The following is a 26790-nucleotide window of genomic DNA, read 5'->3' on the forward strand; positions in this document are numbered from 1 at the left end:
CAAAGGAGCTATTAACTATCATGATTGAAAATTTCGGTTCTAACCTAGCAAGACTAAGAAAAGAACGTAACTTAACTCAAACAGAATTTTCTGAAATGCTAGGCATCACTAAACAAACCATTTCCAACATAGAACAAAGTAAAGCTTATCCTTCATTCACAACATTAGAAAAAATAAGTCAGTTACTAAAAGCTGGTCCTACTGAACTATTCGGAACAGAAAATGAAATTCTTTTATATAACACTCCAAAATTGCTAGATGAAGTCGATAGTTACCAAGATAAAATCCATAACATCTTAAAATTGGAACAAGCTCTCGAAAAAATTAACAAAATTGATTTAGATAATCTTGTAGACCAAGTTAGCTATATTCAAAACTTTTTCAGTAAAACTCCTCGTACTGATGAAACTGGAGAACCAATTTTAGACAACGATAACCAAGTTAGCTTTGCCGATAGCCCTTATAGTAAAGTCCCCGTTCAAGAAATCGAAAAACTTGCAATGCAGATTAAAGAGATCAAAAGATTTAAAGATTAAACACGTGGTTCAGAAACGTTGATTGGTGGGAGCTAACTTTCTATTGCTCTCACTATTTTTTTATCCTCTAACGCCCTATTTATTCAGCATAAAAGAGGGTTGGCAAAAGGCAGATTGGTGAGTTATAAGTTTGTTATCTAACTGACTGCTTCTTGAAAACAAAAAAAGCCAGTACCTGTCTAAACAGATACCAACTTTCTTAATTCTTAAAAAGCCTAGCAACTCACGTTGATGAGACATCAACTTCCGTCTAAAAATGGACGCCTTAACCTCACGGAACGGCTTCAACGAGGAGACCTCGCCGACCATTTTTCACAGCTTTGATGGTTATTCCATATAACACTTATCTTTAGATACAAAATGTATCATTTCACAATAATATTTATATAATACTATCGCTATAGCGTTAGACCCTCTAAAATACACTATTATTACCTAAAATTAATATCCATAAGTAATTTTAAAAATTTATTCTTCATCACTAATATACTTATTTTCAGCCAGTATATTCTTATAATGTTTGAATGTATTCTTATTAATTTTTTGCTTAAATATATCATCATCAATTATTTGTTTAAATGCATCCTTATTAATTCTTTGTTTTAATACATCCTCATCAATTATTTGTTTTAATATATCATCATTAATTCTTTGTTTTAATATATCATTATTAATTATTTGTTTTAATATATCATCATTAATTCTTTGTTTTAATATATCATCATTAATTCTTTGTTTTAATACATCCTCATCAATTATTTGTTTTCTCTCTAAATAACCTTCATCATTTATCCTATGCACAAACCCGTCATCTCGCTTATTCAGTTCTTCTATATCTTTTATCGCTTGCTCCATATAATCTGAGGGAAACTTGATTCTATATAATGTTTCAGAAGAGGTTTTTAATTTATCTACCTCCGTCTCAGACAAGTCATTCACAAGTTGAATAAACCTTAAATTACTAACTATATAGAGTTGCTTATCGGACTCCCTACATAATTCATTCATTAAATATATACTTGGACCTACTACTAAATCATTTACTTTATATAACAAATCCGACTTTCTTTTAGACCGCCCATCATTTGTAACATAAATAACCTTTCTTCCTGATTCATTCCCAATTTTTGTATAATCAATAATTTCTTTCCATATCAATAAATCCCCAAATTTTCTTTGATATTTTATATTATCGTAATATCTTATTGCATCTTCTTCATTCTCTTTAGAAGAATCATCAAATCCTGGTGGTATTTTTTTACTATAACGTTCTTGTCCTTCTTTCTCTACGACATCAATCCACTCTTGTGTATATTTTTCACCAATACTGCCTTCGATTAGATTAATTAATCTATCATATATGTCACTTTCTTCCTCAGTTATAACTGATTTAATTTTAGAATCGACCAGTCCCATAAGCTCTTCAGAAAACTTATCCGTTAAACTTAACATTTCCTCTGTAAACTCTTCTTCTTCACTCTCATCTATCAATTCACCTGGAGAAATCATATTCTTAATTTTCCCGAGTGAACTACGCACTTCATCTTTATATTTTTGAATATTTTTTATCTTTCTTTTTTTTAAACTACTTTTTTGAAAATTGAACTCTAATGCCACTAAATAAGGTATATATATATTATTTTTAACTTTTTCTAATGCTTCGATATACTATTTTGAAACTACTGTAGGTAGCTGGATTATATCCAATAGATAGTTCGTATCTAAAACTATTAAGTTATCCGATTCAATAGCCAAATCAGATACTTTTAAACCAGGTTGATAAAATTCTGGAAAAAGCTCTTTTAACTTTGCCATAAAAACATCCTTTCGATTATCTATTAATTAAATAACATGATTTCATTCTACCATATCACTGATATTTTTTATATTTGATACCTATTCGATACCATCAACTCGAATATCTAATAATCTTTTATACTTAAATCAACTTTAAAATTATATTAACAAATGCTAAACAACTATAAAATATAACTATTTACCGAATGGGAATAATAGTAATGGATAACTTACACCTATAATCCTTGATTTGACAGCATTTAGCAATTTTTAGAATGGTTTGAAATCATTTAAAATGACTTGAACTGTCTCCAAGATTGTCTCCAGAAGAAGCCCACTAATTAATTTTTAGTGAGCTTCTTCTTTTTATATACAACACTGATACTATTATATAAAACAAATATTATAATTTATAATGACATAACATTATTGTTTTGATAAATTTTTGTTAATGCTCATATCAGTGTAGACTCTTAAACTTTGAAGGGTGTTCACATTATTTTAAATGCAATGCAATGCAAACCAATCCATACATTCCTAGGTTACTATGATATAATTAGTACTTAGAAATATATTTATTTTGGAGGTAAATATGGATAAAAAGAATGATGCTTTTTTTAATGGTATCGGTTTAGGTGCTGGATTAATAATCGTTGGGATTGCATTACCACTTCTATTCCCTATTAAAATTATAATGACAGTTTCAATTTTTTTAATTGCTATGGGAATTACAGGCTCAGGAATAGAACTAGAGAGCTTATACCCTAACAGCGGATATACAAATACATTTATGGGGCTAGGCATTTTACTTATAGGAGTTTCTATTTTAATACTTTTCTTTAATACCTTTACCAAAATATTATTTCTAGTAATGCTTTTAATTAGTTTTAATTTCATAGTCTCAGGTGGACTTAAATTACTACATTTCAATAAACAAAAGGCCACCCAACAAACTACATCTAAAAATAAGTCTAACAACAGCAACTTTAAAATAATTTTAAGCTCTATTATGATTTTGAGTGGTTTTATAGCGAATATTGTAACCATACTTTCTTTTTTAAAATAATCTACAAATGATTTAAAGCAACTTAAATTATCTAAAAAAAAACAGCCTACTAATCTGCTTAGTAGGCTGTTTTTTTAGATAATTAAATACTTATTACAGTTATCTTAATATGTATATCATCATTTTTATTCCTCTGAAAGCTCTAAAACTTGAGTAAAAAGCTTAATATACTTATCCTTTTTAGGTGATTGTTGAAGTAATAGCAAGAATGCAGTCAAGCCTTCATCTTCACCGTGTGAGAATGGTTCAAAAAACTCACTTAGGGAAATATTCAATGCTGAAAGTAACTTCACCAGTGTTTCTAACGACACGTTCCGTTTATTATTCTCAATCAAATTTATAAACGGTAAACTCAGTTCACACCTCTCTGCTAACTCTTGCTGGGTCATCCCTTGTCCTAAACGTAAAGCTCTTACTTGACTACCTAAAGAATTCAATAAATCTTGCTTCATTCTCCTACACCCCTTTCCTATCTCCCTAATATTTACAATTGTATATAGAACATCTCATTCTATATATGAACAATTGTATATATACAGAACATTAACTTTACTAATAGAAAACAGAATGGTAAAATATTAGCTGTAAGCATTTATTAACAATTGGGCCGGGGTGATTAATCGGGAACTGACACACTTATTATGATTGTTGTTGGTATTATTGTAATCTTTATTATTTTAGCTTTTTACATGGTGTGGGGTATTAAACAGCAATCTGAAATTAGAGTATCAGGAGACTACAAGAATTTTGGTTTTTCTTATATCGGAATAGCTCAAGCATTAAACTTACTTATTAGTTTAATAGTGGGAACATTAGCAGCTATAATCTTAACAACCGTAACAGGCATTCAAATAATAGCGCTATTGGTCGGTGTTGTTTTTGTAATAACCTTAGTTGTCTACTACTTATTAAACTTTTCAATTGTAAAGTTCAGAAACACCGCTATAATTGCAAAAACCAATACAGAAATCTTAAAGAAGCTGAAACAACTACACAGTTTACAGGAGGAAAACAATGGAAAAACGAAGTAATTATAAGAAAAACTTAGCTAATCAGATAAGAAATAAGCGATTAGCTAAGGTCACAACTGTTTGTGCTACTGGTATTATATTAGGGGCATTTGCTGTTCCAGTACTTGCATCTGAATGGGTTGCAAATACTCCAGAAAGTATTCAAATCTCACAAGGCTCTCAGTCTTACACCATGAAGAGCGGTGATACACTTTGGGCTATTGCCATTAAAACAAATATAAACGTCAACACATTAGCCTCAATAAATAACATCAATTTATCTAATGGTGACCAATTTACACTACAAATCGGAACAGTCATTCATTTTGACGAATCAAAAATTAAGGCAGTCGACTCAACTGGTTCTGCTATCAATAAAGGTGTTAAAGTCAACGATAGCAACAAAATTGTTAAAGACAAACCAATCGGAGCAAACGTTTCTAAAGAGATTTCAGCAGGTAAAGTGACCCCTTCTGAAATAATTGGTAAACCTAACAATACTGGTAAATTGCCTAATCCCAATAATGATACTAGTGAAAGTAAGCCCACTAAACCGATTGAGCCAGTAAAACCTGATGAAAAACCTGTTAATAGTGATAAATTTGTTACTATCAACGTTGATGAAAAAGGAAATTTACTTGAATCAACTACGGGCTACAAATTCTTCTCAGAATCTACTGCCAAAAAAGTGGTAAAAGACGATAAAGGAAATACTGTCACTACTTATACCACTACAAAAGTATGGGTAAAAGATGCTGAAAAGCCAACCACACCAACAAATAAAGATGTTTTTGTAACAGTTAATGTTGATGTAAATGGAACAGTTTTAACTTCAACTGAAGGGTACTCTTTCATATCAGAATCTACTGATAAAAAGGTTGAAACACTTGAAAACGGCAATACTGTCACTACTCACACCACTACAAAAATCTGGAAGTTAGACGAAAAGCCAACTGAACCGACAAATGAAGATAAGTATGTCACAATTAATATTGACGTAAATGGAACAGTTTTAACTTCAACTAAAGGGTACTCTTTCATATCAGAATCTACTGATAAAAAGGTTGAAACACTTGAAAATGGCAATACTATCACTACTCACACCACTACAAAAATCTGGAAGTTAGACGAAAAGCCAACTGAACCAACAAATGAAGATAAGTATGTCACAATTAATGTTGACGTAAACGGCACTATATTAGATAACGTTGATGGGTACTCGTTTGTATCTGAATCAACAACTTCAAGTGTCCAAACGCTACCAAACGGAAATACAATCACTACTTATACCACTACCAAAACTTGGAAGAAGAATGCTCCTGTTGAAGTAGTACCAGTAAATCCAAATGATGTGGGTAACAGTGGTATCTTAGCTTCAACTCTGGCTGACGCTGGAGCACAAGGCGAAGCAATGCACAACGATCCTAACTCAGAATTCTACTGGGCATGGTTTGCAATCAATGAAGGTTCCGACGATAAAGTTTGGGCTTATAAAACTGCCCCAGTCAAAATGACTGACGGCTCAACATATTACACGATTGTATTTTATGTTGATTACGTATAAGTAAACAAAAATAATAAATAAGAGAAACGCTAGATATGGGTACTTCCTATGCTAGCGTTTTTTCCTAACTATATCATTTGGGTTAGGTCATTAGAAAAGGAGAATAAGATGAACCTGAATACAGCAATAAACCATATACAAACTATGAGTTCTGACAAGTTTACCCGTTCTAAAAACTCAATCCACTTTTATGTGTATAATCAAGGATTCACCCCCTTACAGTTAGCACAAAAGTACAATATTAGGATCCAAGATGTTCAATCACTATTAGCTATTGTCGGAAGTCCAAGAAAAGGCGTTAGTTCTCATAATAATTACGCTTGGTCTATTCAAGGCGACATGGAGCAAACGAAAAAATGGATTACACTCTACTTTAAATCTTTGACAAAAACTAAAATTAGTACTGGTGAATTTGTAAATCTACACAAATTCCTTTGGGATAAACAACAAATTGTTAAAAATAAACAGTTTGACGCTCATAATGCTGAACGCCTACAGAGAATTAGCAAAGAACAGCAACTTAAAAAGAAGAAACACTATCAAACTAAAAAAGTAAAATATCTTAACGCACAAACATTTGAAGCTAAACTACAAGAAGCAGACGCGAAGAATTGGCTGAAAGTCCACTCTAAAATCAAAATTGGTCGTTTCACTCTATTTACTATACTGTTAGGATTAGGAACATTATCCATTGCAATACAAAGCTCTATTAAGAAAACTGATAGTCTTACTATCATAATCTATATTTCTCTACTTACCATTGCCTTTAGCATCTACAACCAACTTAGACCTAAAAAGTATTCCGCTATCATGAATATTTCACTTTTTTTAATTGGATTGCTTATTATGCCTTATTCTATTTTATTTTTTATCCTTATAACCTTAATTACATTTCAAAAATCTCTACTAAAATTAGTGAGAAATATTAACCTTAAAGATAACTAGCTTTTCAATAAAATCACAAAAAATTAATTTCTAAACAGTGAAACCAAAATTTAAAACAATATCTTTTGTTCTGAATCTTGGTTTTACTTATTTGGAATTTTCCTTTTCTCATCTCTCCACAACTATTCCGCTACAAATTTTATACATCTATAAAATTTGTGAACAATTACTCAACACAAAAAAATTGACTACACAATACTTTAGTGAAGTTAGTCAACAGTTTTACAGCTATGAAAGGCGTCATAGCTATGCCTCACATAAGAGCATCACTCGTCGGAGTAACCGTTAAAAAAACAGCTTATATTAATGTGGAATAATCTTAAATCCGTAGGCTCAAACGTAAAATAGATTGCCTCAGGACTAATAAAACAATTGACCTTTTAATGCACTCACCTAAAAAATAAGGTATATTATTAGATGAGGTGATTAACATGGGAAAATATCTATTCGATAATAAAGGGCAAGCTGCTATTACAAAATTTTACGAAAAAAATAAACCTGAAAAATTCGATAAAAAACAACAAGTAAAAGCGCTCCGTGAAAAAATGCTAAAAAACAAAAAGAACACTGATAAATAATAACAGTAAAAAAGCTTAGATCTCATCAATATAGATCTAGGCTTTTTGCGTTTCTTATCCCTATTTCCTTCAGGCTCCCACACTACTTTTCCGACCATCTCTGCTATACTTAAAATAACACTAACGGAGGTGACAATAATGGAAAATTTTATCAAATTCTTTTCATCTGGTGAGTACTTACGCGATTTATCGATTGCTTTGTATGCTGGGATTATCTTGTGGGCACTTGGTATTTTTTACGACCGAAAGCAGGCTGCTCGCCGAATAAATGAAGATAAAGCCGAGTCACTTGAAGACCATTATGCCGATATGCTTGGTGCTGCGGCTAGTTTTTTAAGAATTGACGAATCTTATCCTGTCTTTGTTAAAGATGAAATCGACGTCAAATTTAGTATGAGTGGGAAAAATTTTGCCCGTGTTCTCAATTCCATCGATACCAAACGCTACGAAAAATATTACGGCGACACTGACCTTATCCGATTGAATAGTATTCTAGATAACATCTTAGCGCTCGATCATAATGCCTATGAAAAGGTCTTAGATGCCCAAGAGTTAGTTCACAAAGTGGTAAAGAACATCCGTAAATGCCATAAAGGACTATAAATAAAAAAAGGTTCCCGACAACTGTCAGGAACCTTTTTTTATTACACCATATACTGGATCGTATTTTCAATAGCAAGTAAGTTTTCACGGTAAACACGCATTTCATTACGGTTGATATCACCTAATTCAAAAGCATCTTGGATACTGTCACGTTCCAATTGAATTGCATACGTCAACCACTCATCAACACGGTCAACCGACGCACGTCCCGCTCTTGGTCCTCGGTGCTGTAATCTCGCAAAGTAAAAGTCTACCAACTCTTGCGGAAAAGCATCTTGATCTAATTCTTCCAGATGATTAAGCACATAGTCACGGTTACTCTGCTTCAAATACTCTCGCTCAGCTCGTCGGTCATCAAAACTTCCTGACCGCAATTTCGCGAAGCGTAGTTTTTTACGAATCAAACGCCCATAGAACATCTGACTACGATAACTTTTATCGTGAGTTAATCGGTACAAGCGTTTATTCAAACGTCTTAAATTTAAGAAGGCCGTTTGAAAACTCACCTTTCCATTCGCCATTTGACTAATTGTATCCACGTATTTCCATTTCAAAATGGTTTCCATCAAGCGGTCTTGGCTATCGTCCGTCTCATCAGAGTTCAATAGCGTAATAATTCGATCATTATACATTGTAATCACACGTTCCACGGCTAGATGATTGTCTTCCGTCTCTTGTGCTTTCAGCTGTAAAATAACATCTCTTAAAATCTCAATTTCCTTCTCATGAGCCATGCGCTCTGTCGAACTTTCTTTCTCTTCTGCGAATAACGGCATCGCAAAGTTGGCTAAAATTAGGGTTGCAATGATAACACCACCTGCAATACTAATCATCAACTCTCGCTCCATAAAAGCCGATCCATCTGCTAAAAAGATAGGTAAACTCAAGGCACTGACTAGGGTAATCGTTCCACGGACACCTGAAATCGTGTATAAGAATGACGTCGCTAAACGGTTGTCACCTTTTTTATCGAAGTTCTTGAATAACCAGAAACAAACAAAACGAATGGCTAATAAAATAGCAGTAATACTTAATATATATAGGATTAAGGTGACATTACTGATGTTATTATTTTCCCATACAACACGGATAACACGAGGTAATTGCGTTCCTAGTAAAACGAAAACTAAGCCATTTAAACTAAAGCTTAAAATTGACCACGTGTTTTTTGACAACACTGTCAACTGCGCAACCTCTGGTGTCACCTTATTATAACTAAAGGAATAGACAATCCCACCACTAACCGCAGCTAGGATGCCATTTACATGAAAATGCTCTGCTACTAAGAAAATGCCAAAAGGTAACAGTAACTCTAACAACATAAACGATACCGTACTTTCAATCCCTTGGCTTCGCAACCACCGAACCAGTTGCATTGCTAAGAAACTAATCACAATCCCTACAAAAATTCCACCCAAAGAAATCAGGACAAAACTAATACTGGCATTGGTGAATGAGAAAATACCTGTTAATAATGCTGCCGAAGCGAATTGGAATGATACCAACCCCGACGCATCATTGATTAACGACTCACCCTCAAGCGTGTGCATAATTCTGTGAGGAATTTTTACTTTCTCAGCTAAAGCCGACACCGCAACCGGATCGGTCGGTGCAAGAGCTGCCGCTAAGGCAAAACTAGCCGCCCACGGTGCAGATGGAATGAGCCAGTGAATAAAGCTCCCTAAAACCGCAACCGTCACAAAAACCAAGCCGATTGATAAGACTAGCACTGCCTTGCGCTCTTTCCAAAGTGATTTCTTATCCACATTTGCCCCGTCATTAAATAACAACGGTGCTAAAAATAATAACATAAACAATTCTGAACCCAACTCAAAGCTATGTAACCCGGTTGGTACTGCAATAATAATTCCCAACGCTACCTGAATTAACGGAATCGCGATATTAGGGATAAAACGATTGATGATATTGGATGCTAACACCATGGCTAACATCAATAAAATCATTTCTACAATCTGCATAGACTCCCTCTCTTACTCATTATTTATAACACTAGTTTATTATAATAAGAGGAAAAGATATAGTATAAGCCCTTCGGAAATATGAATTTATAGAATTTTAAAAATTAACTATTCTAAAATCAACATACTTATTTAAATATTGTTTTCGATTATCATTCAACTTATAATAAAGATAAGAACTCGAACTGCCACTCGTCCGTTACTTTATGCGCTATTTAGAAAGGACGTCTTTATTATGCAAAAACAATTTCCCACACACTCTTCAATTATCAAACGTCATGTCGCTTATACTCTCAATTTTAATATTGCTCAATTTCTCGTTTTAAGCCTTACATTTCATTACGTAGGAAATGGCTATCTAAATTTTATTCCATGGGCACTATTTTTCATGATTAATTTTTATCTTGTCATATATGTCATCAAAAATAGAACGTAATCGCTAACCAACAACTCAATCAGTTGTTGGTTTTTTTACCTTCATTCCCGAAATGAAGGTTTTAGAAATCCCTTTAAATCAGGATGTGCGACAGTCGCACGTCCACTCACACTCTTATTAAGCAAAATGTATGATAGATTAAATTTAGAAAGGAGGGCCTGAGTTGGAAATCGGAAAAAAAATAAAAGCACGCCGCATTGAGCTAGATATGACACAAGCTCAGCTAGCTGAAAAAATACACGTTAGTCGGTCTACTATATCCAATTGGGAAATCGGTCGAAATTATCCCGACATCCAAATGATTGTTGACCTCTCTTATTGCCTGGATATATCGATAGATACACTACTTAAAGGAGATGATGTTATCGTGACTCATATAACCAACGATACGCGCTTACGAAAGAAACAAAAGAACTATATTATAGGATTAGTTGTGTTGCTTATCTTAATAATGTCATATATAGGCTACAACTCTATTCTTCATTACGAAAAATGGATTGATGACCCTAAGCAAATTAAGAAAATTGAAATTACAGATACACGCGTCAACATAGATTTCGATTTACCGCCTTACCTTACATTCTCTGGCTTTGCCACCTCACCCCAAATTAACGACGAACACACACTAGAACTTTATATTTTAACTTCGTTTAACTATCACTCTCATCAAAAAAATAACGTAAGTATTCACCTGTCACACAATCTTTTTCCTAACAAAGTAACGAGTGTAAAAATAAAACAGTATGAACAAGATAAAACTATTGCCACCAAGGTCAAATAAGCATATTAATTTATTATCTTTCCCTCAAACGATATATTAGTAGTATCAAGGAAATGAGGGATTATCATGATTAATCAATTAACTGTGATGTTATACGTCACTAATGTAGAAGAGACCGCTACTTTTTGGGAAACTTACCTAGGATTCACTCGTGAACAAACACTTGAGCTAGGACCGTCAACATCTATCGTTTTAGGTAACAACCATAACTTTTCAATGCAACTATTCGAATCAGACTTTATCAAACAGGTCTCGCCAGAAGTATCAACCGAGACTCCTTCACTTATGTTAAAGACTACTAATTTAGAAGTCTTACATACTAAATTAAAAACAGCAGGCACTTTCGTTAGTGATATCACTGACCTCGGTGGGCAACACACATTTAACTTTGCAGACAACGAAGGCCGTTACTTCGCTTGTACTGAAAGTAATTAAGGAGACAGAACTATGACAAAACTAGATAACTTTAATGACTATCTCGTCAAAATTGACAACCCTGTCCACCGCGAACAGTTGACAGAAGTTCTTCAATGGGTAATTGACGAGTTCCCGACACTTGAAACGAAAATAGCTTGGAACCAACCGATGTACACGGATCACGGGACGTTTATTATCGGATTCAGCATTGCAAAACCTCATTTTGCGGTTGCACCTGAGGGAATTGTCATCGAGAAATTTGCAGATAAAATCGAAGCTGCTGGCTATAACATGGGTAAAAAGTTCATGCGTATCAAATGGGATCAACCAGTGAACTATGACTTACTTCGCGAGATTATCCAATATAATATTGATGAAAAGAAAGACTGCACTACATTCTGGCGCAAATAAAAAAAGACCTTAACAGGTCTTTTTGTTTGCCCGGCAGGAAACTTGTATAAAATGTAACCTGCAACATATTTACTTACGCTATAACATCTAATAAAACTTAATAATCAAAATTTCCTATAAAACAAAATAAGGGCGTTAACAGGTAAAATATCAGGATTAATATTGCTCAGTGCAACTATAAGTTGTATGGTGTAACTATCATAATATTGGAGGAGTATTAGATGGGAATTAAAAAAAACACATCAAAGGGAGTTAATCTTATTAAACAATTTTTTTCTTCAGACTATGGACTGATTATTAGTTTACTAATTTTTTTCCCCTTAGGAATCTATTTAGTTTGGAAAAATAAGTCAGAATGGAAAACGAGTAGCAAATTTATTGCCAGTGTTGTACCGCTCATTATTTTTTATTTATTTGTTTCTAGTAACCAAGAATTAGCTACTCTTAAAACCGAAGCGGAAGTCGCTCGTCACTCTATTTCCGAAGTTAGCAAGAATTTAGAAGATGAACAAAATATCAATCTAAATCTGAAAAATAAATTAGATGAAACAGAGCTTGCACTATCTGAACTTGCTAGTGAACATGAAAAATATGAGAAAAAAATGAAACCTTATGAAAAATTATCTGAGGCAGATGCTAAAAAGAAAATAGCTGATTTAAAAAAAGCTGAAGAGAAACGTCTAGAGGAAGAAAAACAAAAAAAAGAAAAAGAGAAAAAAGAAAAAGAAGAGCGTGAAGCTAAGTTAGCCGAAGAAAGAAAACAACGCCTTGCTGAAGCAGCAGAAAAAGAAGCTCGTGGCTATGAAACTGGCATTACATTCCAACAATTAGCTCGAACACCAGATAAATATTCGACAGAAAAAGTTAAATTTAATGGAGAAGTTCTTCAAATAATGGAAGGCGATGGGATTAATGCCATTAGACTTGCCGTGGGGGGCGACTACAATAGCGTTATCTACTGTATCTATGATAGCTCTATCGTCAGTACTCGTATTCTTGAAGACGACTGGATTACAATTTCAGGTATTGCTGATGGTTTGTATTCATACGAAACGACACAAGGTAACGAATTAACTATCCCTAAAGTTCTCGTTAAAAAAATTGATCAATAAAAAAGAGCAACTTGTCTGATTGACAAGTTGCTCTTTTTTCATACCTGAACATACAATTATTCGCCTTCAATTCCTTTTCGAATCGAAAGCATCTCTTCTTCTAATTCTGAAATAAGAGTTGCGGTTGCTTCTAATCGTTTAGTTAGCGTTGTATCGGGTACATCATGTTTATATCTTAAGCCATGCTCCAAACTTGCCCAATAATCCATAGCAATCGTTCTAAACTGAACTTCAACTTTGATATACTTTGTTTCTTTCAAAAAGAATACCGGAACCTCTAAAATAACATGCACACTACGATAACCACTTGGCTTCGGTTCTTTGATATAGTCTTTCACTTCGATAATCGCCACATCTGCCTGTTGGCTAAGTGATTTTAACACCATATAAATATCATCAACATAGGCACAAATCACACGGATACCTGCAATATCAGTTAATTCTTTTGAAGCATTTTCTGCAGTAAACGCCACATCACGCTTCTCCAACTTGGTAATCAAACTTTTAAATGATTTCACACGACATTGGATGTTATGAATCGTATTTGTTCTTCCAATAATTTCATTGTTATTTAGTTCTCTATCAATAATTTTTAACTTTGTTTCTACTTCATCAATCGCTGATTGGTAATAAATCATTAACGACTGATAGGCTTCTAATGACTCCACAGTTAAGGTTGGACTGTTAGTTGTCAATAGTTGTCTTGCTTCAGCTGTTTCAGATCTCATTATACAGCCCTCCTAACATAATTACAGATTTTATAAAAAGTTTTCAATGATAAAGTAGCTTACTAAGCCTACTACAACTGAAATAATAAGAGGGACGGCTATCACTTGCATGACTAACCCACTTATCGCAAAAACACCTAGAAATAATAACTCAGCTAGACCTAAGGCTTTCGCCACCGATTTACTTCTGACTTTTTCAGTCCCCGACCATGGGTTTAACCCTTTATTTTTTAAATAGAAGTAATCTAGCCCAACTAGAGCCATAATCACAAAGGTTCCGATAGGTAAAAAGGGCTGAATCTCAACCTCCCAGATTGTCGTACTCTGTTGACTCATAAAGGCTGCAATGTAAACTAATACCGCCCAAGCCATAATACTCCATTTTTTTACACTACTCAATGAGTTAGCGATTGCATTGTAATACTTACCCAAAAAATGTTTAGTAAAAACTACATACCAGAGGATACCGAGTGGTAGTGCAATAATTAATAAAGCAATAATAAAGGCAATAACTAACGCAAACCCAAGAACGCCACCACCACTATCCCTCTCTTTTACTATAAAATATCTATCTCTCACCCTTATATCCTCCTCAATTTTAGTTTGCTTGACTGCCTTCTAACACATCACATTCTTTAATGATGCTAATCGCTCTATCATCCTGATTAATCGAGCCATCCATTACGATTCTCATATCTCTAGCTTGCCCAATAAATTGTAAAATATTTCTAACCCATCGACCATTTCCATCAACACGACCTGCTTGTTTTTCTTGGATAATGAATCTTTCTAAAGCCTGTCTAGCATCTTCTTCTAAAATTTGACCTTGTTTTTTCAACTCTAATTCAGCTATAGCAATCAATTCTTCCGCAGTATAGTCAGGGAACTCAATTTTATTAATAAAACGACTCGCCAATCCCGGATTACTTTGCATTAGGCTTTGCATCTCTGCCGTATAGCCTGCCATGATCACAATAAGGTCTGAACGGTAATTTTCCATATCTGCTATCAAGGTCGTAATCGCTTCTTTCTTATACGTGTCATGTTGCGTTTCGGGGATTAATTCATACGCTTCGTCAATGAATAATACACCACCTCTAGCTGATTCAATCAACTCGTGCGTTTTCGGTGAGGTTTGACCTAGATACTGACCAATCATATCTTTAACCGTCACTTCTGCCATTTTATTCGTTTGAATAATACCATGCTCATACAGTATGTCTGCTAATAATCTCGCGACAACTGTTTTCCCTGTTCCTGGACTACCACCAAATATTAGATGAAGACTATTCGCCGTAACTGGTTGACCCATTTCTTTTCTTTTTTTATTGGCAATATTTGTATAAACATAGGTTTTTACTTTCTTCTTAACTTCTTCTAACCCTATCATTTCTTCTAACTTAGCTTCTGCTGATTGATTGACAGGCTTTTCTTCCTCTTGAACAATGGGTTGTGATTGACGTTCAAAATCTTCTCTAAATTTAACACGAGAATTTTCCCAAGAATATGAAATACTATCCTTTGCAATCCACCAAGTATTCGCATCACTATAATTTAAAAACTTAACTTCTCCAGACCAAATCTGGTTTAACCACTTTGCGCCAACTGACCATGCCCCTCCAATTAATACCTTATCGTTTGGATTATCAGTATTAATCTTAAAGACCTTGACTTGTTCCATCATACGTTTTTTCTCTTGTTCTGAAAATTCTGGTGTGACAACTTGGTTTATCGTGATACTTCCTAGAATGATTAACCCTGTTAAGACCTCCTGGTTCAACTGATACTCACTATCTAATGCTAGCGACAAAACATAGTTATCAAGTGTCAATGTGTTGCCTTGTGGACGAACTGAAGTTTCTAATGAGTGAAGCTCGCCAATACTGCCATACCCTCTGATATTTGCCTTAACGATTTCTAGTTTATCTAATTGAAGCTCTGAAGCAATTAGGCTATCATCTTGTGCTTTATTATTAATGTAAGAATATTTTTCATGTTGAGAATTACCCAATTTTAAAGTTGTCCCACTAACACTAGTTGTACTTATTTGACCGTAATCAATGACAACCTCTTTTACGACAAGTTGTTTTAACGGCTGTGCTGTAAATAGCGACGGCAAGTAATTCCCCTCTTCTTTATGTGAAAAAGTGCAATTTTCAAGTGTTAAAACAATCCCTTCTTGCCTAGAGATAATCGCGTTTGTCTTCGTTTCCCCCACAAAATGGCAATTTTGAATTGTGCAATGCGTATGAAGGTTAAGCCCTACAGTTCCCTCATCTATATGCATCGTGTGTCCTTGACCATCAATTGTCACCGCTGCACGAAGTGAGACGCTGTCCATAATATCCGATGTCAACTTAATGACATCTCCATCCTTTAATTTAGCACTTAAAGCCGTTAGAACGCCCTCTTTGGGTTTATTTCCTAGTAATCTTCCAACTTTATATTCCATTTAAGTCTCTCCATTCGTGAGTGGTTTTAGGTTAACCGTCATACTTTTTTTGTGATACGCCTACTCTCTATCTCGCCTGTATACAACCGAGACATAAAAGATATCCTGCAAAATCGCCTTGCTTTTGACGCTCATGTTCCACATTAATTAAAGCGTCATACCAAGTTGCGTCCCATTCTTTCATCGTCATGTAACGTGCTAAAGGTTGTAATGTCGCCATAAAAGCATTATGTTGTGCTGTGCGCGAGGCATCCATTTGTTGTTTTTGTTCTTTCGTATACGTCAACCAATCGTTACGTTTTTTGACGTAGTCACTAGCCGCTTCAATCACTGAAGACCATAAAAAATTAAAATCCTCATCTTCACTATCTGCTGATCCATGAATCTGATTGTACATCACTAATGCCTCTTCAAAAGATAACGCATTACTTTTTTCTAAATACTCTTGATAATTAAACATTTCCCCACACCTTTCACTCTTTTCTGTCTATTTTTTATAGTATCTTTTATCGAGCTATTTGTAAACTCAATTTAAAATACTGCAAAAAAAAAGAGACCACAATGACCTCTTTTAATAGTAATATCTAGAATTGACAACTTTTGCTCCAAATGGCATTAACGCTAAGCGAGCTAATTTAAAGGACTGTTTAGCAAACGGAATTCCGATAATTGTGATGGTTAATAGTACACCACTTATAAAGTGCCCTATAGCCAAAGGTAACCCTGAAATAATAATCCAAATAATATTCAAAATCAGTGATCCACCAGATGTACTCGTTATGATTTCTTTTCCGAACGGCCATAAGCTTAATTGTGCAAATTTAAAACATTGTAACCCTACCGGAATCCCTATGATACTGATACACCAAAGTACACCTGCTAAAAACCAACCAATAGCCCCTGCAAATCCTCCAAATATTAACCATAGTATATTTCCAATAACTCTCATATTAAGTCACTTCCTCAACCAGATTCGATAGCCCTACCTTGAACTATCCTATATCTGTATCATACCATCTCATAAGTCGAATACAAGAATCTAGCTTAAATTTCAGACTAAGGTCTGAGAAGATTCGGTTATACGATAATATAAAATTTTCTACCCATTTTTTGATTTTATACTTACCTATAGGTCACTATCTGTAAGTATATAAAAGGAAGTATCAACCTCTTGTCTAGTTTCAACACTTGTCATTAAACGTTGTTTACTTATACGACTTATTATTGTCTCATGGTATAATAATACTACTAAAAAACATCTTAAAATGGAGGAAAAACTATGAAATTTTGGACAATCCAACCCAAAGAAGTACTTGATATTATTATGAAAGAAGACATTTATATTGCTGATTTTAAGAAGAGCTCTTATATCCAGGAGCTTCCTGATTTAATGGATTTATATGGTTTATTTTTAGATTCATTTAATGCACACAATGACACCAACTTACCCGGCTTAGTTTTCGCGTTTGCACAAAGTAATAATACTAATTTATTTGAAATCCCTAATATTGAGTCATTCCGACAGTTGATGATTGAAAAAGAACCCGCTGTAGGTGGTTTTTGGACCTCTATTACAAAAAAAAATGCCTGCATCTTAGAACTGGAATACAATGCGGATGAGTTCAATCCTATCTTTATTGACTTTAATGATTTCCAATTCTTAATGCCTCCTATCACAGTCCCACTTCCACCTTATACGGAACCTGATATTGCACGCTTAGTCGGACATATTCATAACGGCACTGTGGAGACTTCTATTTTCCCAAGTTATGTCATGCAAGCACACTTACCTTTTATTCGGAAAGAAAACATCATCTGTGGTTATGAGATGTTTCCGCTCCAGTAATTTAAAACTTTTCATCTAGCAGCTCAATCTCTTCACCTGCTGCTATCCGTTCGTTAATTGCTTTCTTGCCCCATTCTGACATACAGCTCATTAATTTCCCCAAAGACTGGCCTTGTTCTGTCAATGCATACTCCACCTTTGGGGGAATTTGATTGTAAACCGTTCTTGAAACGATGTTATCTCCTTCCAATTCACGTAGTTGCTGCGTTAACATTTTTTGCGTAATTTTTGGAATTCGTCGTCGTAACTCACTTGTTCTGAGCGTGCCTTGTCGTAAATGACAAATAATAATCGGCTTCCACTTTCCACCAATAATATCTAAGGTTGCTTCTACTGCAATAGTATAGGTTTTCTTCATAGTCATAACCTCCTTATATAGGTTGGATTTTTATAGGTACTTTTTAGTACCTACCGTACAAAAAAGTACCTACTTACTTCTTTAGCCTGTTCATTGTACAATAACATCTGTACAAAATAAAAGGGGGATTTTTATATGACGACGTTTCAATCATTATTATCCGAATTACAATTCAATAATGGTACTATACTAAATTCAAAATTTGTAATGGCTCCCATGGTCGCTGAAGGCTCTTCTTATGAAGGCTATGTTGGCGAAGACGATTTAGCTTATTTTAATCGCCGTTCTAAAACAGCCTCTCTATTAATCACAGGCGCGACAGCTGTTGCTGATTTTGGTAATGCCTTTGGTCACGGACTAGCTAGTCTTGATGACACCTATCTACCAGGTTTAACTCAACTTGCCACTACAATGAAACAGGACGGTGCTAAAGCTGTTTTACAATTATTCCATCCTGGACGTCAAGCACGTTATAGTTTCCAAGATAAAGGCCTAGCTTATGGCCCAAGTAATGCTCAATTTTCTTTTTTGGATTATCCAACAACAGCTTTATCAAATGAACAGATTACTACTATGATCCAATCCTTCGCTGATGCAACGTCTCGTGCTATTAAAGCTGGTTTTGATGGTGTGGAAATCCACGGTGCTAATCACTATCTCATTCAACAATTTTTCTCAACACTTTCTAATACTCGTACAGATGAATGGGGAGGAACTTTAGAAAAACGTGCAAAATTTGCATTAGACATTGTAAAAGCCATCAAAAAAGTGATTGTTGAAGAAGCAACGACACCTTTTATTTTGGGCTATCGCATCAGTCCTGAAGAAGTCCATGGAGAAGATATGGGCTATACACTCGACGACTCACTTTATCTAATAGACGAAATCGCCGCACTAGGTGTTGACTATCTCCACATTTCTTTAGGAGGTCCTAATGGTTACGCTATGAAGGCTCGTGCTGGTTCACACTTAGATGAACCTATTAATAAAGTTATCCATAACACGATTGCTAATCGAGCAAAACAGATTGTCGTTGGTGATATCACTAGCCCCGAAAAAGCTCTAGACGCTTTAAATTACGGTGATTTAGTTGCTCTAGCATCTGTTGCCATCGTTGAACCAGACTTCAAAGAAAAAATAAATCAAAATAAAGTAGAGTCTATCGACTTAGAAACTCTTCCTGATTTGGATAATTTGAAAATTCCAAAACACTTTGGAACGGTCGCCGGCGTCTTAGCAACTAATCAATCAATTCCAGAAAAAGTCGTCACACAACTTAAAGACAGTTAACCGTAATAAAGCCTCTTCCTTAATTAAAGGAAGAGGCTTTATTTTTAGGCATCTGTCATAACAAGTTGTGTTTCTTTCGATGCATAGTCAGGCATTGCTTTAAATAAATCTTGTAGTGCTGGTGTTTGATTGTGAGAGGCAACAGCTTCGTCATCACGCCACTGCTCAACCATTACAAATTTATTCTCTTCAGTTGTTGATTCATATAAATCATAAGCTAGACACCCTTCTTCTTTTCGTGACGAGGCAATTAAGGTCTGAGCTTTTTCTAAAAAGGCCTCACGCTTCTCTGCTTTAATGAAAAAAATTGCATTAATCACTTTCATACTATCGCCTTCTTCCTATTTAAATGTTGTCACTTTGTCTGCCGCTAACCTTACTGACTCATAACCTTGGTCTACTGCTTTACCTACTGATAAAATCATCACAGGAACATAGCGTTCTTTGTCCATGCCAAAAGCTTCAGCTAATTGATCTGCTTCAAATCCACCAATAGCATTTGTATCATAACCATGAGCTCGAGCTACTAACATGAATTGCATTGCTGCTAAGCTTGAATCAATTTTAACGACATCATTCATTTCTTGTTTCGTAAAGTTTTGATAATAAGGTAAGATCGCCGCTAACTGTTGATCTCTCACTTCTGAAGGCATTTTTCCTTCTGCAACAGCTTGACCATATATTTCTTCACCATACTCATGACAGTTCATATCACCAAAAATTAAAACCATTGCTGAAGATGTGTTATTTTGACTGCCATTAAAACGAACAAGCGGTAATAATTTAGCTTTTGCCTCGTCAGATTCCACCACAACAAAACGCCAAGGTTGCATGTTAACAGAAGACGGTGCTTTTGTTGCTTCTGCAATCATTTCTAGCATTTCTTCTTGTGAGATTTTTACTGTTTCATCATATGCTCGGATTGATTTTCTTCCAAAAGTAATCTCGTTAAAATCATTTGTTTTTATATTAGTCATTTGTTATTACCTCTTTCAATTTTAAATTTACTTTTTAAACGGCTTTAACCGTAACATCACAATTTCCTTTTACTGCTTTTGAATAAGGACACGTTTGGTGTGCTAATTCTAATAACTCTTGTGTCTCAGCTATATCCAAACCTGCTATATGCCCTTCTATTTCGACCCCTAATTGAACATCTGGCAAGTCTGATTGGCTAACATTATATAAGCTAACACTTGCACTAATCGTTGAGTCTCCAGTAACACCCTTATGTTGTTTCACATAATCTAAGGCACTATTGAAACAAGCACTGTACCCTGCAGCAAATAATTGCTCAGGATTAGTTGCGCCGTCCGCTTTTTTACCTGGTGGTAAAATAGTCAATTTCAGTCCGCCATCCGCCGAATGAATTTCACCAGAACGTCCGCCTGTATTGATAACTTTAGTTGTATACACTTTTTTCATCACACTAACCTTCTTCCTAGTTGATAAATTAGATTGTACACAACCTAATTAGACTTTGCAAGTAGAAACACTTTTATTTTATGACATACAAAAAAAGCCGCCTTTTACAAGACGACTTTTTCTACTAGCGACGCTTATTAAAAATATAAACTGCTCCTACAATACCTGCAAGTCCAATACCCAATAGACCTAATATAGCATCAGATTTTTCACCTGTCTGAGGCAATAGTTTAGCCGGATACTTAGAGCTTGGTTTAGGTTTCACCTCATACTCTTTTGGATCTTTTGGATCTTTTGGATCTTTTGGATCTTTTGGATCTTTTGGATCTTTTGGATCTTTTGGATCTTTTGGATCTTTTGGATCTTCTGGTTTTCTCGTATTTTTGATAGTCACTGTTACCAAATCTCCAGTTTCACTATTTAAAGTTACAGAAACTCTTTTTCCATCTAAAAGATACCCTTTAGGAGCTTTTGTTTCTACTAAACTATACTCACCATAAGGTAATTTTTTAGTCCAAGCTTCACCATTTTCATCAGTTACAATATGATCTACAACTTTTCCTTCGCTATCGATAACATCAAACTCAGCTCCAGCTAATCGTTCACCTGTTTTATCATCTACTTTGATAACTTTGAATGAACCTTCTGGTTTTACTGGTGGGATTGGTGTTTTCTTATTCGTAATGTCAACTTGTACTGGTGTTGCTGTTTCTCCTGATACGATACTTACTTTATGTTCTGTTTTATCTAATTCGTATCCTTTTGGTGCTTTCGTTTCAACGATTGTGTAATCGCCTAATGGTAAATTCTTCAAGCTTGCTTTACCATTTTCATCTGTTGTTAAAGTTCCAACGACTTCACCTTCACTGTTTTTCACTTCAAATTCGGCTCCGGCTAATGCCTCGCCTGTCGCTTCATCTGTTTTTGTGATTTCTAGTGCGCCCACTTCTAATTCTGGTTTTACTGGTGGGATTGGTGTTTTCTTATTCGTAATGTCAACTTTTACTGGTGTTGCTGTTTCTCCTGATACGATACTTACTTTATGTTCTGTTTTATCTAATTCGTATCCTTTTGGTGCTTTTGTTTCAACGATTGTGTAATCGCCTAATGGTAAATTCTTCAAACTTGCTTTACCATTTTCATCTGTTGTTAAAGTTCCAACGACTTCACCTTCACTGTTTTTCACTTCAAATTCGGCTCCGGCTAATGCCTCGCCTGTCGCTTCATCTGTTTTTGTGATTTCTAGTGCGCCCACTTCTAATTCTGGTTTTACTGGTGGGATTGGTGTTTTCTTATTCGTAATGTCAACTTGTACTGTGTTGCCACTTTCACCCTTAACAACTGATACAGGGTGAGCTATCTCATCTAATTCATAACCATCTGGTGCTTTTGTTTCTACTACTATGTAGTCGCCTAATGGTAAATTACCCAAACTTGCTTTACCATTTTCATCTGTTGTTAAGGTTCCAACTACTTCACCTTCACTGTTTCTCACTTCAAATTCGGCTCCTGCTAATACCTCGCCTGTCGCTTCATCTGTCTTAACTATATTAATACGGCCTAAATTATTTCCTTCACCCGTACCTCCACCTTCAACTTCTGGTGTCATACTTTCAACATTTTCATCCGCAATTTCAGTTCCTTTTAATGACCCTTCATTGGTGTAGCTTTTTGAAGCTCCACCGTCTGTAATTTCTGCTCTATATAAAACTTCAACAGAGGCTTCAGGTTTTACTAAATCACCTAAATCAATTTCAAAACCCGTTTCAGTTACAGTTATTTGGCTTGAATCTACATCACGTGTAGAAATAAAATTATTATCTTCATCATAATATCCATATGAAGCATATATCTCATCTGAAATCATTTTTTGATTTGGTCCAAGTAAGTCTGTATAAACTGCATTTTTAATTTCTTTTCCTTCATAATTAATTCGAACAAACCAGTCTGTTTGCCCTTCTTCTACAAGGTTATCTCCCCACTTACCCAATCTTTCATCTTCATCAATTTCACCATCGCCTCCAACATTGACTGTTGTAGAGCCTTCATCACCTAGGTTGATTTCAATTTCATCGCCTGCATTAACTTTATCTTCATTCCATTTTGTAGTGAAAAATATCTTACCATGACGACCATTTTGAGGATTTTTTTCGTAATAATCTGTAAATTTGACAATAACTTGTCCACTAGCTGGATCCACTGTCGCATGCCCTATAACGTTTCCCTCTGAATCAGTAACCTCAAAGGTTGTTCCCATTGTGGGGACTAACTCATCTGGAAAAGGAAATGTCATCGTATCGCCTTCCTGAATGGTATCTCCATCTGGAATCTCCCACTCATACTCTACTCGAGTATTATCATAAATACCCACGGTTTCACCCTCTTGTATAGGTGTACCGTCCTCTTTTTGAAACTCTGCATGAGTCATATAATCATGATTAGTTGCTGCTTTTACGACTGACACACTTCCCAATAAGTTAGAAAGCACGAGCAAACCAACCATCATCATATTAAGCCATTTCTTTCTCATTCCAATTCCTCCTTATTTTGTATATTAAAAGAATTAATAGCCACTTTATAAACGTTTATATGAAAAAACAACATTTAACGTGTCTATATAATACATAATATCCCTTATAAGATTTCAAAACCACCTTTTTAACAATATGTTTTCTACTTTTTTTACAAAAGTGAATATTTTTTTATAAATCAATAAAAACAGTCCTTATTTTCTACCCTATTAATATAGTATACTACTTTATATAAACTATTCGGGTTAATATAAACTATTCGGGGATGATACTATGCTAAATTTACTCACTCAAAACGAGCAAGATAAACTAACTTTACTTGATTTTTTCGAAAATAATAATGATACTCTAATTCCTCTTTGGCAATTAGAGGAACTATTAAACTTATCTACTTTTAAAACAAGTAATATCACAGAAGAGCTTTCTGATGAACTTTCAAATTTTAGCTCAGGGGCCATCAAGCTGTTACCGAATAAAAATGTAACGGCTTATGGTATTAATAACGAATTAATTAATAAGTTTAAGCTTTATTACCTAAAGCTATCACCATTATTTGAAATTTATATGTTTTTTAACAAGGGTGAGCATAATTTCCCACTCAAAATCAAAGAAATAGGTATAAGCCAAGCAAGTGCCTATAAACTAATCAAAAAACTTAACAAACAGCTAGAGCCTTTTGCTATTAAGATTCATAACCAAAAACTTATAGGTTCAGAACGGCATATTCGCTTAAAAACCTTTGAGATGTTGCTTTTTTTCTTTAAAGGAATTGAATCACCTTTTAATAATTCTGTATTAAAATCAGCGCATCTTTTGACACATGCTTTAATTAAACAACTGAATTTCCCTTCCTCATACAGCATGAAATTAAAACTGGAATACTTTATTTCAGTATCATTAATACGTATCAAACAAGGGTTCGTGATTGAACAAGCTGATTCACTCACTTTTAAAAAAGGAATAAGTCGTTCTTCTGATCGTTTATACTCTATCCTAACTTTGACGTTCAAACAACTTTTCCCTGCATTATCCGAACAAAAAACTCATATAGAAGTATTATATTTAATTGAATTCCTATTATCAGAATCTTTACTAACCGACCTTAACATATTAGATGGTTTTACTATGTCTCCTCAACTTATAGCTCAAACATCTGATTTTATCTCACACATGAGAAAGGCTTGCAACTCTGAGGAAGAGTTTCAATTATGTGAAGCTAAATTACTTCAAGAAACTTCTGCTTCATTTTTGAAGTATAATCTGTTTAATTATTATACTGATAGTTTTAATAACGACCTTATTAACCAACAATTTACTGAACTTTACGTCTCAGAAAGTCAACTTATTAGTGAGTTTATTCTCTCTCGAACTGGTCAGTCTGAATTGTCTCCAGAAGCATTCTCTCTTTTTTATGACTTGTTATTTTTAATTGTGACGTATGTTCCTAATAACGCTTTTCAGTCACCGCTACATATTTGTGTCGATTTCTCTAGGAGTATGACTTACTCAAAGCATATCAAAAATAAAATTAGCGCTTTCGATGCTCTTAAAGTCATTTTTGATGACGAAGTAACTGCAAATACTAACTTGTATGTCTCAGATTTTGCCAATTATCAAATTAATATACCTCAAATTATTTGGAAAGATCCACCTTCTATAAACGATTGGCGCTTATTTGGGGATACTTTAATTGATATTAGAAAGGGGATGTAATAAATGAAACGTACTACACTTTTAATTTCCAGTCTAGCTTTATTAAGTTTTGCTCAACAAACCTATGGTATAACACTAGATCAAGATGAAGTGACTGTCGTTATCGAAGGGAGTGCCGATACACCTCAGATAAATGATAATCTGAGGTCAACTCCCATTATTTCAGAACCTATTGTACCTGACCCAATAGCGCTCACGAAACAGGAGGCACCCCTTCTTCCTGATAAACCTGTACATAATAATAATGAATCATCAGCACTCCCAGTCCCTCTGGAGGTGGCCCCGGCTATCCTTCCCCCTATTAAAAATAAGCAATCGACTAGACAAAAGCAGTCGAAATCAGATGAAGAAGAAAAACAGGTGATCACTTCAGACTTTCCTACTGGTGAGGTGCTTATTCTTAATCAAGAAGAGCAATGGCTTTCGGGTTCTGACTCAGCTCAACATTCTTATCTAGGAAATTGGATGGGTGTTACGTCTCAATCAATCAACCGATAACAGCGGTCCCCATTCGATTATATTTGACTTTAATTTTTATTTTCTTTACACTGAGGCTATATTTAAAACTAGGAGCGAAACTATGTCATCAGAAGAAAAAACACTTGATCAAAGTATTTGTTTTCAGCTTTATGTTGCGTCAAAGGAGATTATTCGGTTGTATAAACCGTTATTAGATCCTTATCAATTAACTTATACTGGATTTATTGCCATGCTTGCAATTGAAGAAGGTATGTCTGTCCGTACGTTAGGTGATCAGCTCTTTTTAGACTCAGGAACACTAAGTCCTCTTCTAAAAAAATTAGAAAAACAACAACTGGTAACACGGATACGCTCTAACGAAGATGAACGTGTTATGGTTCTGGAACTAACTGATGAAGGAAAAAAACTAAAAAAAGAATTACCTCTTATCGCAGAAAAAATCTATGCACAGGTGAGCGAAAAAGACCCCAGCATTGACTATAACAACTTATTAAATTTATTAACAAAGCTTAATACCGTTCTAAAATAAAAAAGAAGACTTGCCGTGGGGCAAGTCTTCTTTTTTACTTCCAAATTTTCAAATTATAGCTCGCTAATACTATTAAAATACCTGACTTCCACAAATTGAGATCTAATAAAAGGTTAAGAAACATCACTCTTTGAAGAGCAAAGAGTAAATAAGGGAGAACCAAAGTAACTACTCCCCAACCTAACACAGCTAGCCATACCGAC

The 26790-nt window shown here is 34.7% G+C and carries 30 protein-coding genes; 16 read left to right on the top strand and 14 right to left on the bottom strand.

The window, feature by feature from the left end; all coding sequences use genetic code 11:
* The first annotated feature begins 20 nt into the window (after positions 1-20).
* Positions 21-536 (top strand): helix-turn-helix transcriptional regulator, encoded by a 516-nt coding sequence (locus tag OL233_RS05095; RefSeq protein ID WP_275471289.1) that lies wholly within the window; start codon positions 21-23, stop codon positions 534-536.
* A gap of 468 nt (positions 537-1004) precedes the next feature.
* Here the strand turns inward: OL233_RS05095 and OL233_RS05100 are convergent, their stop codons facing one another.
* Entirely contained in the window at positions 1005-2201 is a 1197-nt protein-coding gene (locus tag OL233_RS05100; RefSeq protein ID WP_275471451.1) for a PIN-like domain-containing protein, read from the bottom strand.
* A gap of 3 nt (positions 2202-2204) precedes the next feature.
* Positions 2205-2351 (bottom strand): hypothetical protein, encoded by a 147-nt coding sequence (locus tag OL233_RS05105; protein WP_275471290.1) that lies wholly within the window; start codon positions 2349-2351, stop codon positions 2205-2207.
* Between the two features lie 574 nt (positions 2352-2925).
* On the opposite strand from OL233_RS05105, the gene OL233_RS05110 reads away from it, so the two are divergent.
* Positions 2926-3399 (top strand): hypothetical protein, encoded by a 474-nt coding sequence (locus OL233_RS05110; RefSeq protein ID WP_275471291.1) that lies wholly within the window; start codon positions 2926-2928, stop codon positions 3397-3399.
* 125 nt (positions 3400-3524) lie between these two features.
* Here the strand turns inward: OL233_RS05110 and OL233_RS05115 are convergent, their stop codons facing one another.
* On the bottom strand, positions 3525-3851 hold the full coding sequence (locus tag OL233_RS05115) for a helix-turn-helix domain-containing protein (RefSeq protein ID WP_275471292.1): 327 nt from the start codon (positions 3849-3851) through the stop codon (positions 3525-3527).
* A gap of 189 nt (positions 3852-4040) precedes the next feature.
* Between OL233_RS05115 and OL233_RS05120 the strand changes: the two genes are divergently transcribed.
* The 5 genes from OL233_RS05120 to OL233_RS05140 all read left to right on the top strand — a co-directional run bounded on the left by OL233_RS05120 (position 4041) and on the right by OL233_RS05140 (position 8099).
* The gene (locus OL233_RS05120; protein ID WP_275471293.1) at positions 4041-4430 is read left to right on the top strand and encodes a hypothetical protein; all 390 of its coding nucleotides are present in this window, start codon (positions 4041-4043) and stop codon (positions 4428-4430) included.
* Positions 4414-5973 (top strand): LysM peptidoglycan-binding domain-containing protein, encoded by a 1560-nt coding sequence (locus tag OL233_RS05125; protein ID WP_275471294.1) that lies wholly within the window; start codon positions 4414-4416, stop codon positions 5971-5973. Before OL233_RS05120 ends, OL233_RS05125 begins: the two co-directional genes overlap by 17 nt.
* A 108-nt stretch (positions 5974-6081) precedes the next feature.
* Positions 6082-6918 (top strand): hypothetical protein, encoded by an 837-nt coding sequence (locus tag OL233_RS05130; protein WP_275471295.1) that lies wholly within the window; start codon positions 6082-6084, stop codon positions 6916-6918.
* A 431-nt stretch (positions 6919-7349) separates the two neighbouring features.
* Positions 7350-7496: a hypothetical protein gene (locus OL233_RS05135; protein WP_275471296.1), complete on the top strand. Its 147-nt coding sequence runs from the start codon at positions 7350-7352 to the stop codon at positions 7494-7496.
* Positions 7497-7634: 138 nt separating this feature from the next.
* A complete protein-coding gene (locus OL233_RS05140; protein ID WP_275471297.1) occupies positions 7635-8099 on the top strand; it encodes a hypothetical protein in 465 nt (154 codons plus the stop codon).
* 41 nt (positions 8100-8140) lie between these two features.
* Here OL233_RS05140 and OL233_RS05145 read toward each other — a convergent pair whose 3' ends face one another.
* A complete protein-coding gene (locus OL233_RS05145) occupies positions 8141-10078 on the bottom strand; it encodes a Na+/H+ antiporter (RefSeq protein ID WP_275471298.1) in 1938 nt (645 codons plus the stop codon).
* Between the two features lie 599 nt (positions 10079-10677).
* On the opposite strand from OL233_RS05145, the gene OL233_RS05150 reads away from it, so the two are divergent.
* The 4 genes from OL233_RS05150 (at position 10678) to OL233_RS05165 (ending at position 13235) form a co-directional block, all read left to right on the top strand.
* On the top strand, positions 10678-11295 hold the full coding sequence (locus OL233_RS05150; RefSeq protein WP_275471299.1) for a helix-turn-helix domain-containing protein: 618 nt from the start codon (positions 10678-10680) through the stop codon (positions 11293-11295).
* A gap of 66 nt (positions 11296-11361) precedes the next feature.
* Positions 11362-11730, top strand: a complete 369-nt coding sequence (locus OL233_RS05155) for a VOC family protein (protein ID WP_275471300.1) — start codon at positions 11362-11364, stop codon at positions 11728-11730.
* A gap of 78 nt (positions 11731-11808) precedes the next feature.
* The gene (locus OL233_RS05160) at positions 11809-12123 is read left to right on the top strand and encodes an iron chaperone (protein ID WP_367618490.1); all 315 of its coding nucleotides are present in this window, start codon (positions 11809-11811) and stop codon (positions 12121-12123) included.
* Between the two features lie 221 nt (positions 12124-12344).
* On the top strand, positions 12345-13235 hold the full coding sequence (locus OL233_RS05165; RefSeq protein ID WP_275471302.1) for a hypothetical protein: 891 nt from the start codon (positions 12345-12347) through the stop codon (positions 13233-13235).
* 56 nt (positions 13236-13291) lie between these two features.
* Here the strand turns inward: OL233_RS05165 and OL233_RS05170 are convergent, their stop codons facing one another.
* From OL233_RS05170 to OL233_RS05190, 5 genes are all read right to left on the bottom strand, one after another.
* Complete coding sequence (locus tag OL233_RS05170; protein ID WP_275471303.1) at positions 13292-13963, bottom strand: GTP pyrophosphokinase; 672 nt, start codon at positions 13961-13963, stop codon at positions 13292-13294.
* A 30-nt stretch (positions 13964-13993) separates the two neighbouring features.
* Positions 13994-14542: a hypothetical protein gene (locus tag OL233_RS05175; protein WP_275471304.1), complete on the bottom strand. Its 549-nt coding sequence runs from the start codon at positions 14540-14542 to the stop codon at positions 13994-13996.
* Between the two features lie 19 nt (positions 14543-14561).
* Positions 14562-16415 carry an AAA family ATPase gene (locus OL233_RS05180; protein WP_275471305.1) on the bottom strand — a complete coding sequence of 618 codons (1854 nt, stop codon included), beginning with the start codon at positions 16413-16415 and terminating at the stop codon, positions 14562-14564.
* A 67-nt stretch (positions 16416-16482) separates the two neighbouring features.
* A complete protein-coding gene (locus tag OL233_RS05185; RefSeq protein ID WP_275471306.1) occupies positions 16483-16875 on the bottom strand; it encodes a hypothetical protein in 393 nt (130 codons plus the stop codon).
* 111 nt (positions 16876-16986) lie between these two features.
* Positions 16987-17364, bottom strand: coding sequence for a YccF domain-containing protein (locus tag OL233_RS05190; protein ID WP_275471307.1), 378 nt, complete (start codon positions 17362-17364; stop codon positions 16987-16989).
* Positions 17365-17694: 330 nt separating this feature from the next.
* Here OL233_RS05190 and OL233_RS05195 point away from each other — a divergent pair, with 330 nt between their 5' ends.
* The gene (locus tag OL233_RS05195) at positions 17695-18261 is read left to right on the top strand and encodes a hypothetical protein (protein WP_275471308.1); all 567 of its coding nucleotides are present in this window, start codon (positions 17695-17697) and stop codon (positions 18259-18261) included.
* Between the two features lies 1 nt (position 18262).
* Here OL233_RS05195 and OL233_RS05200 read toward each other — a convergent pair whose 3' ends face one another.
* Positions 18263-18619 carry a winged helix-turn-helix transcriptional regulator gene (locus OL233_RS05200; protein ID WP_275471309.1) on the bottom strand — a complete coding sequence of 119 codons (357 nt, stop codon included), beginning with the start codon at positions 18617-18619 and terminating at the stop codon, positions 18263-18265.
* A gap of 135 nt (positions 18620-18754) precedes the next feature.
* Between OL233_RS05200 and OL233_RS05205 the strand changes: the two genes are divergently transcribed.
* On the top strand, positions 18755-19909 hold the full coding sequence (locus OL233_RS05205; protein ID WP_275471310.1) for an NADH-dependent flavin oxidoreductase: 1155 nt from the start codon (positions 18755-18757) through the stop codon (positions 19907-19909).
* Positions 19910-19953: 44 nt separating this feature from the next.
* Here OL233_RS05205 and OL233_RS05210 read toward each other — a convergent pair whose 3' ends face one another.
* From OL233_RS05210 to OL233_RS05225, 4 genes are all read right to left on the bottom strand, one after another.
* Entirely contained in the window at positions 19954-20235 is a 282-nt protein-coding gene (locus OL233_RS05210) for a putative quinol monooxygenase (RefSeq protein ID WP_275471311.1), read from the bottom strand.
* A 15-nt stretch (positions 20236-20250) separates the two neighbouring features.
* Positions 20251-20886: a nitroreductase family protein gene (locus tag OL233_RS05215; RefSeq protein ID WP_275471312.1), complete on the bottom strand. Its 636-nt coding sequence runs from the start codon at positions 20884-20886 to the stop codon at positions 20251-20253.
* A gap of 34 nt (positions 20887-20920) precedes the next feature.
* Positions 20921-21334: an Ohr family peroxiredoxin gene (locus OL233_RS05220; RefSeq protein WP_275471313.1), complete on the bottom strand. Its 414-nt coding sequence runs from the start codon at positions 21332-21334 to the stop codon at positions 20921-20923.
* Positions 21335-21458: 124 nt separating this feature from the next.
* Entirely contained in the window at positions 21459-23864 is a 2406-nt protein-coding gene (locus OL233_RS05225) for a SpaA isopeptide-forming pilin-related protein (RefSeq protein ID WP_275471314.1), read from the bottom strand.
* 274 nt (positions 23865-24138) lie between these two features.
* On the opposite strand from OL233_RS05225, the gene OL233_RS05230 reads away from it, so the two are divergent.
* From OL233_RS05230 to OL233_RS05240, 3 genes are all read left to right on the top strand, one after another.
* Positions 24139-25578 carry a helix-turn-helix domain-containing protein gene (locus OL233_RS05230; protein ID WP_275471315.1) on the top strand — a complete coding sequence of 480 codons (1440 nt, stop codon included), beginning with the start codon at positions 24139-24141 and terminating at the stop codon, positions 25576-25578.
* A 3-nt stretch (positions 25579-25581) separates the two neighbouring features.
* The gene (locus tag OL233_RS05235; protein ID WP_275471316.1) at positions 25582-26076 is read left to right on the top strand and encodes a hypothetical protein; all 495 of its coding nucleotides are present in this window, start codon (positions 25582-25584) and stop codon (positions 26074-26076) included.
* An 82-nt stretch (positions 26077-26158) separates the two neighbouring features.
* Positions 26159-26587, top strand: coding sequence for a MarR family winged helix-turn-helix transcriptional regulator (locus OL233_RS05240; protein WP_275471317.1), 429 nt, complete (start codon positions 26159-26161; stop codon positions 26585-26587).
* Positions 26588-26790 lie beyond the last annotated feature (203 nt).

The sequence above is a fragment of the Vagococcus proximus genome, assembly GCF_029143285.1.
Classification (GTDB): Bacteria; Bacillota; Bacilli; order Lactobacillales; family Vagococcaceae; genus Vagococcus_D; species Vagococcus_D proximus.

Excerpts from the sequence above, each read along its gene's own strand:
- OL233_RS05095 (WP_275471289.1), top strand. The coding sequence starts at position 21 with ATGATTGAAAATTTCGGTTCTAACCTAGCAAGACTAAGAAAAGAACGT.
- OL233_RS05105 (WP_275471290.1), bottom strand. The coding sequence starts at position 2,351 with ATGGCAAAGTTAAAAGAGCTTTTTCCAGAATTTTATCAACCTGGTTTA.
- OL233_RS05110 (WP_275471291.1), top strand. The coding sequence starts at position 2,926 with ATGGATAAAAAGAATGATGCTTTTTTTAATGGTATCGGTTTAGGTGCT.
- OL233_RS05115 (WP_275471292.1), bottom strand. The coding sequence starts at position 3,851 with ATGAAGCAAGATTTATTGAATTCTTTAGGTAGTCAAGTAAGAGCTTTA.
- OL233_RS05120 (WP_275471293.1), top strand. The coding sequence starts at position 4,041 with ATGATTGTTGTTGGTATTATTGTAATCTTTATTATTTTAGCTTTTTAC.
- OL233_RS05125 (WP_275471294.1), top strand. The coding sequence starts at position 4,414 with ATGGAAAAACGAAGTAATTATAAGAAAAACTTAGCTAATCAGATAAGA.
- OL233_RS05130 (WP_275471295.1), top strand. The coding sequence starts at position 6,082 with ATGAACCTGAATACAGCAATAAACCATATACAAACTATGAGTTCTGAC.
- OL233_RS05135 (WP_275471296.1), top strand. The coding sequence starts at position 7,350 with ATGGGAAAATATCTATTCGATAATAAAGGGCAAGCTGCTATTACAAAA.
- OL233_RS05140 (WP_275471297.1), top strand. The coding sequence starts at position 7,635 with ATGGAAAATTTTATCAAATTCTTTTCATCTGGTGAGTACTTACGCGAT.
- OL233_RS05145 (WP_275471298.1), bottom strand. The coding sequence starts at position 10,078 with ATGCAGATTGTAGAAATGATTTTATTGATGTTAGCCATGGTGTTAGCA.
- OL233_RS05155 (WP_275471300.1), top strand. The coding sequence starts at position 11,362 with ATGATTAATCAATTAACTGTGATGTTATACGTCACTAATGTAGAAGAG.
- OL233_RS05165 (WP_275471302.1), top strand. The coding sequence starts at position 12,345 with ATGGGAATTAAAAAAAACACATCAAAGGGAGTTAATCTTATTAAACAA.
- OL233_RS05170 (WP_275471303.1), bottom strand. The coding sequence starts at position 13,963 with ATGAGATCTGAAACAGCTGAAGCAAGACAACTATTGACAACTAACAGT.
- OL233_RS05180 (WP_275471305.1), bottom strand. The coding sequence starts at position 16,415 with ATGGAATATAAAGTTGGAAGATTACTAGGAAATAAACCCAAAGAGGGC.
- OL233_RS05185 (WP_275471306.1), bottom strand. The coding sequence starts at position 16,875 with ATGTTTAATTATCAAGAGTATTTAGAAAAAAGTAATGCGTTATCTTTT.
- OL233_RS05190 (WP_275471307.1), bottom strand. The coding sequence starts at position 17,364 with ATGAGAGTTATTGGAAATATACTATGGTTAATATTTGGAGGATTTGCA.
- OL233_RS05195 (WP_275471308.1), top strand. The coding sequence starts at position 17,695 with ATGAAATTTTGGACAATCCAACCCAAAGAAGTACTTGATATTATTATG.
- OL233_RS05200 (WP_275471309.1), bottom strand. The coding sequence starts at position 18,619 with ATGAAGAAAACCTATACTATTGCAGTAGAAGCAACCTTAGATATTATT.
- OL233_RS05205 (WP_275471310.1), top strand. The coding sequence starts at position 18,755 with ATGACGACGTTTCAATCATTATTATCCGAATTACAATTCAATAATGGT.
- OL233_RS05210 (WP_275471311.1), bottom strand. The coding sequence starts at position 20,235 with ATGAAAGTGATTAATGCAATTTTTTTCATTAAAGCAGAGAAGCGTGAG.
- OL233_RS05215 (WP_275471312.1), bottom strand. The coding sequence starts at position 20,886 with ATGACTAATATAAAAACAAATGATTTTAACGAGATTACTTTTGGAAGA.
- OL233_RS05220 (WP_275471313.1), bottom strand. The coding sequence starts at position 21,334 with ATGAAAAAAGTGTATACAACTAAAGTTATCAATACAGGCGGACGTTCT.
- OL233_RS05225 (WP_275471314.1), bottom strand. The coding sequence starts at position 23,864 with ATGAGAAAGAAATGGCTTAATATGATGATGGTTGGTTTGCTCGTGCTT.
- OL233_RS05230 (WP_275471315.1), top strand. The coding sequence starts at position 24,139 with ATGCTAAATTTACTCACTCAAAACGAGCAAGATAAACTAACTTTACTT.
- OL233_RS05235 (WP_275471316.1), top strand. The coding sequence starts at position 25,582 with ATGAAACGTACTACACTTTTAATTTCCAGTCTAGCTTTATTAAGTTTT.
- OL233_RS05240 (WP_275471317.1), top strand. The coding sequence starts at position 26,159 with ATGTCATCAGAAGAAAAAACACTTGATCAAAGTATTTGTTTTCAGCTT.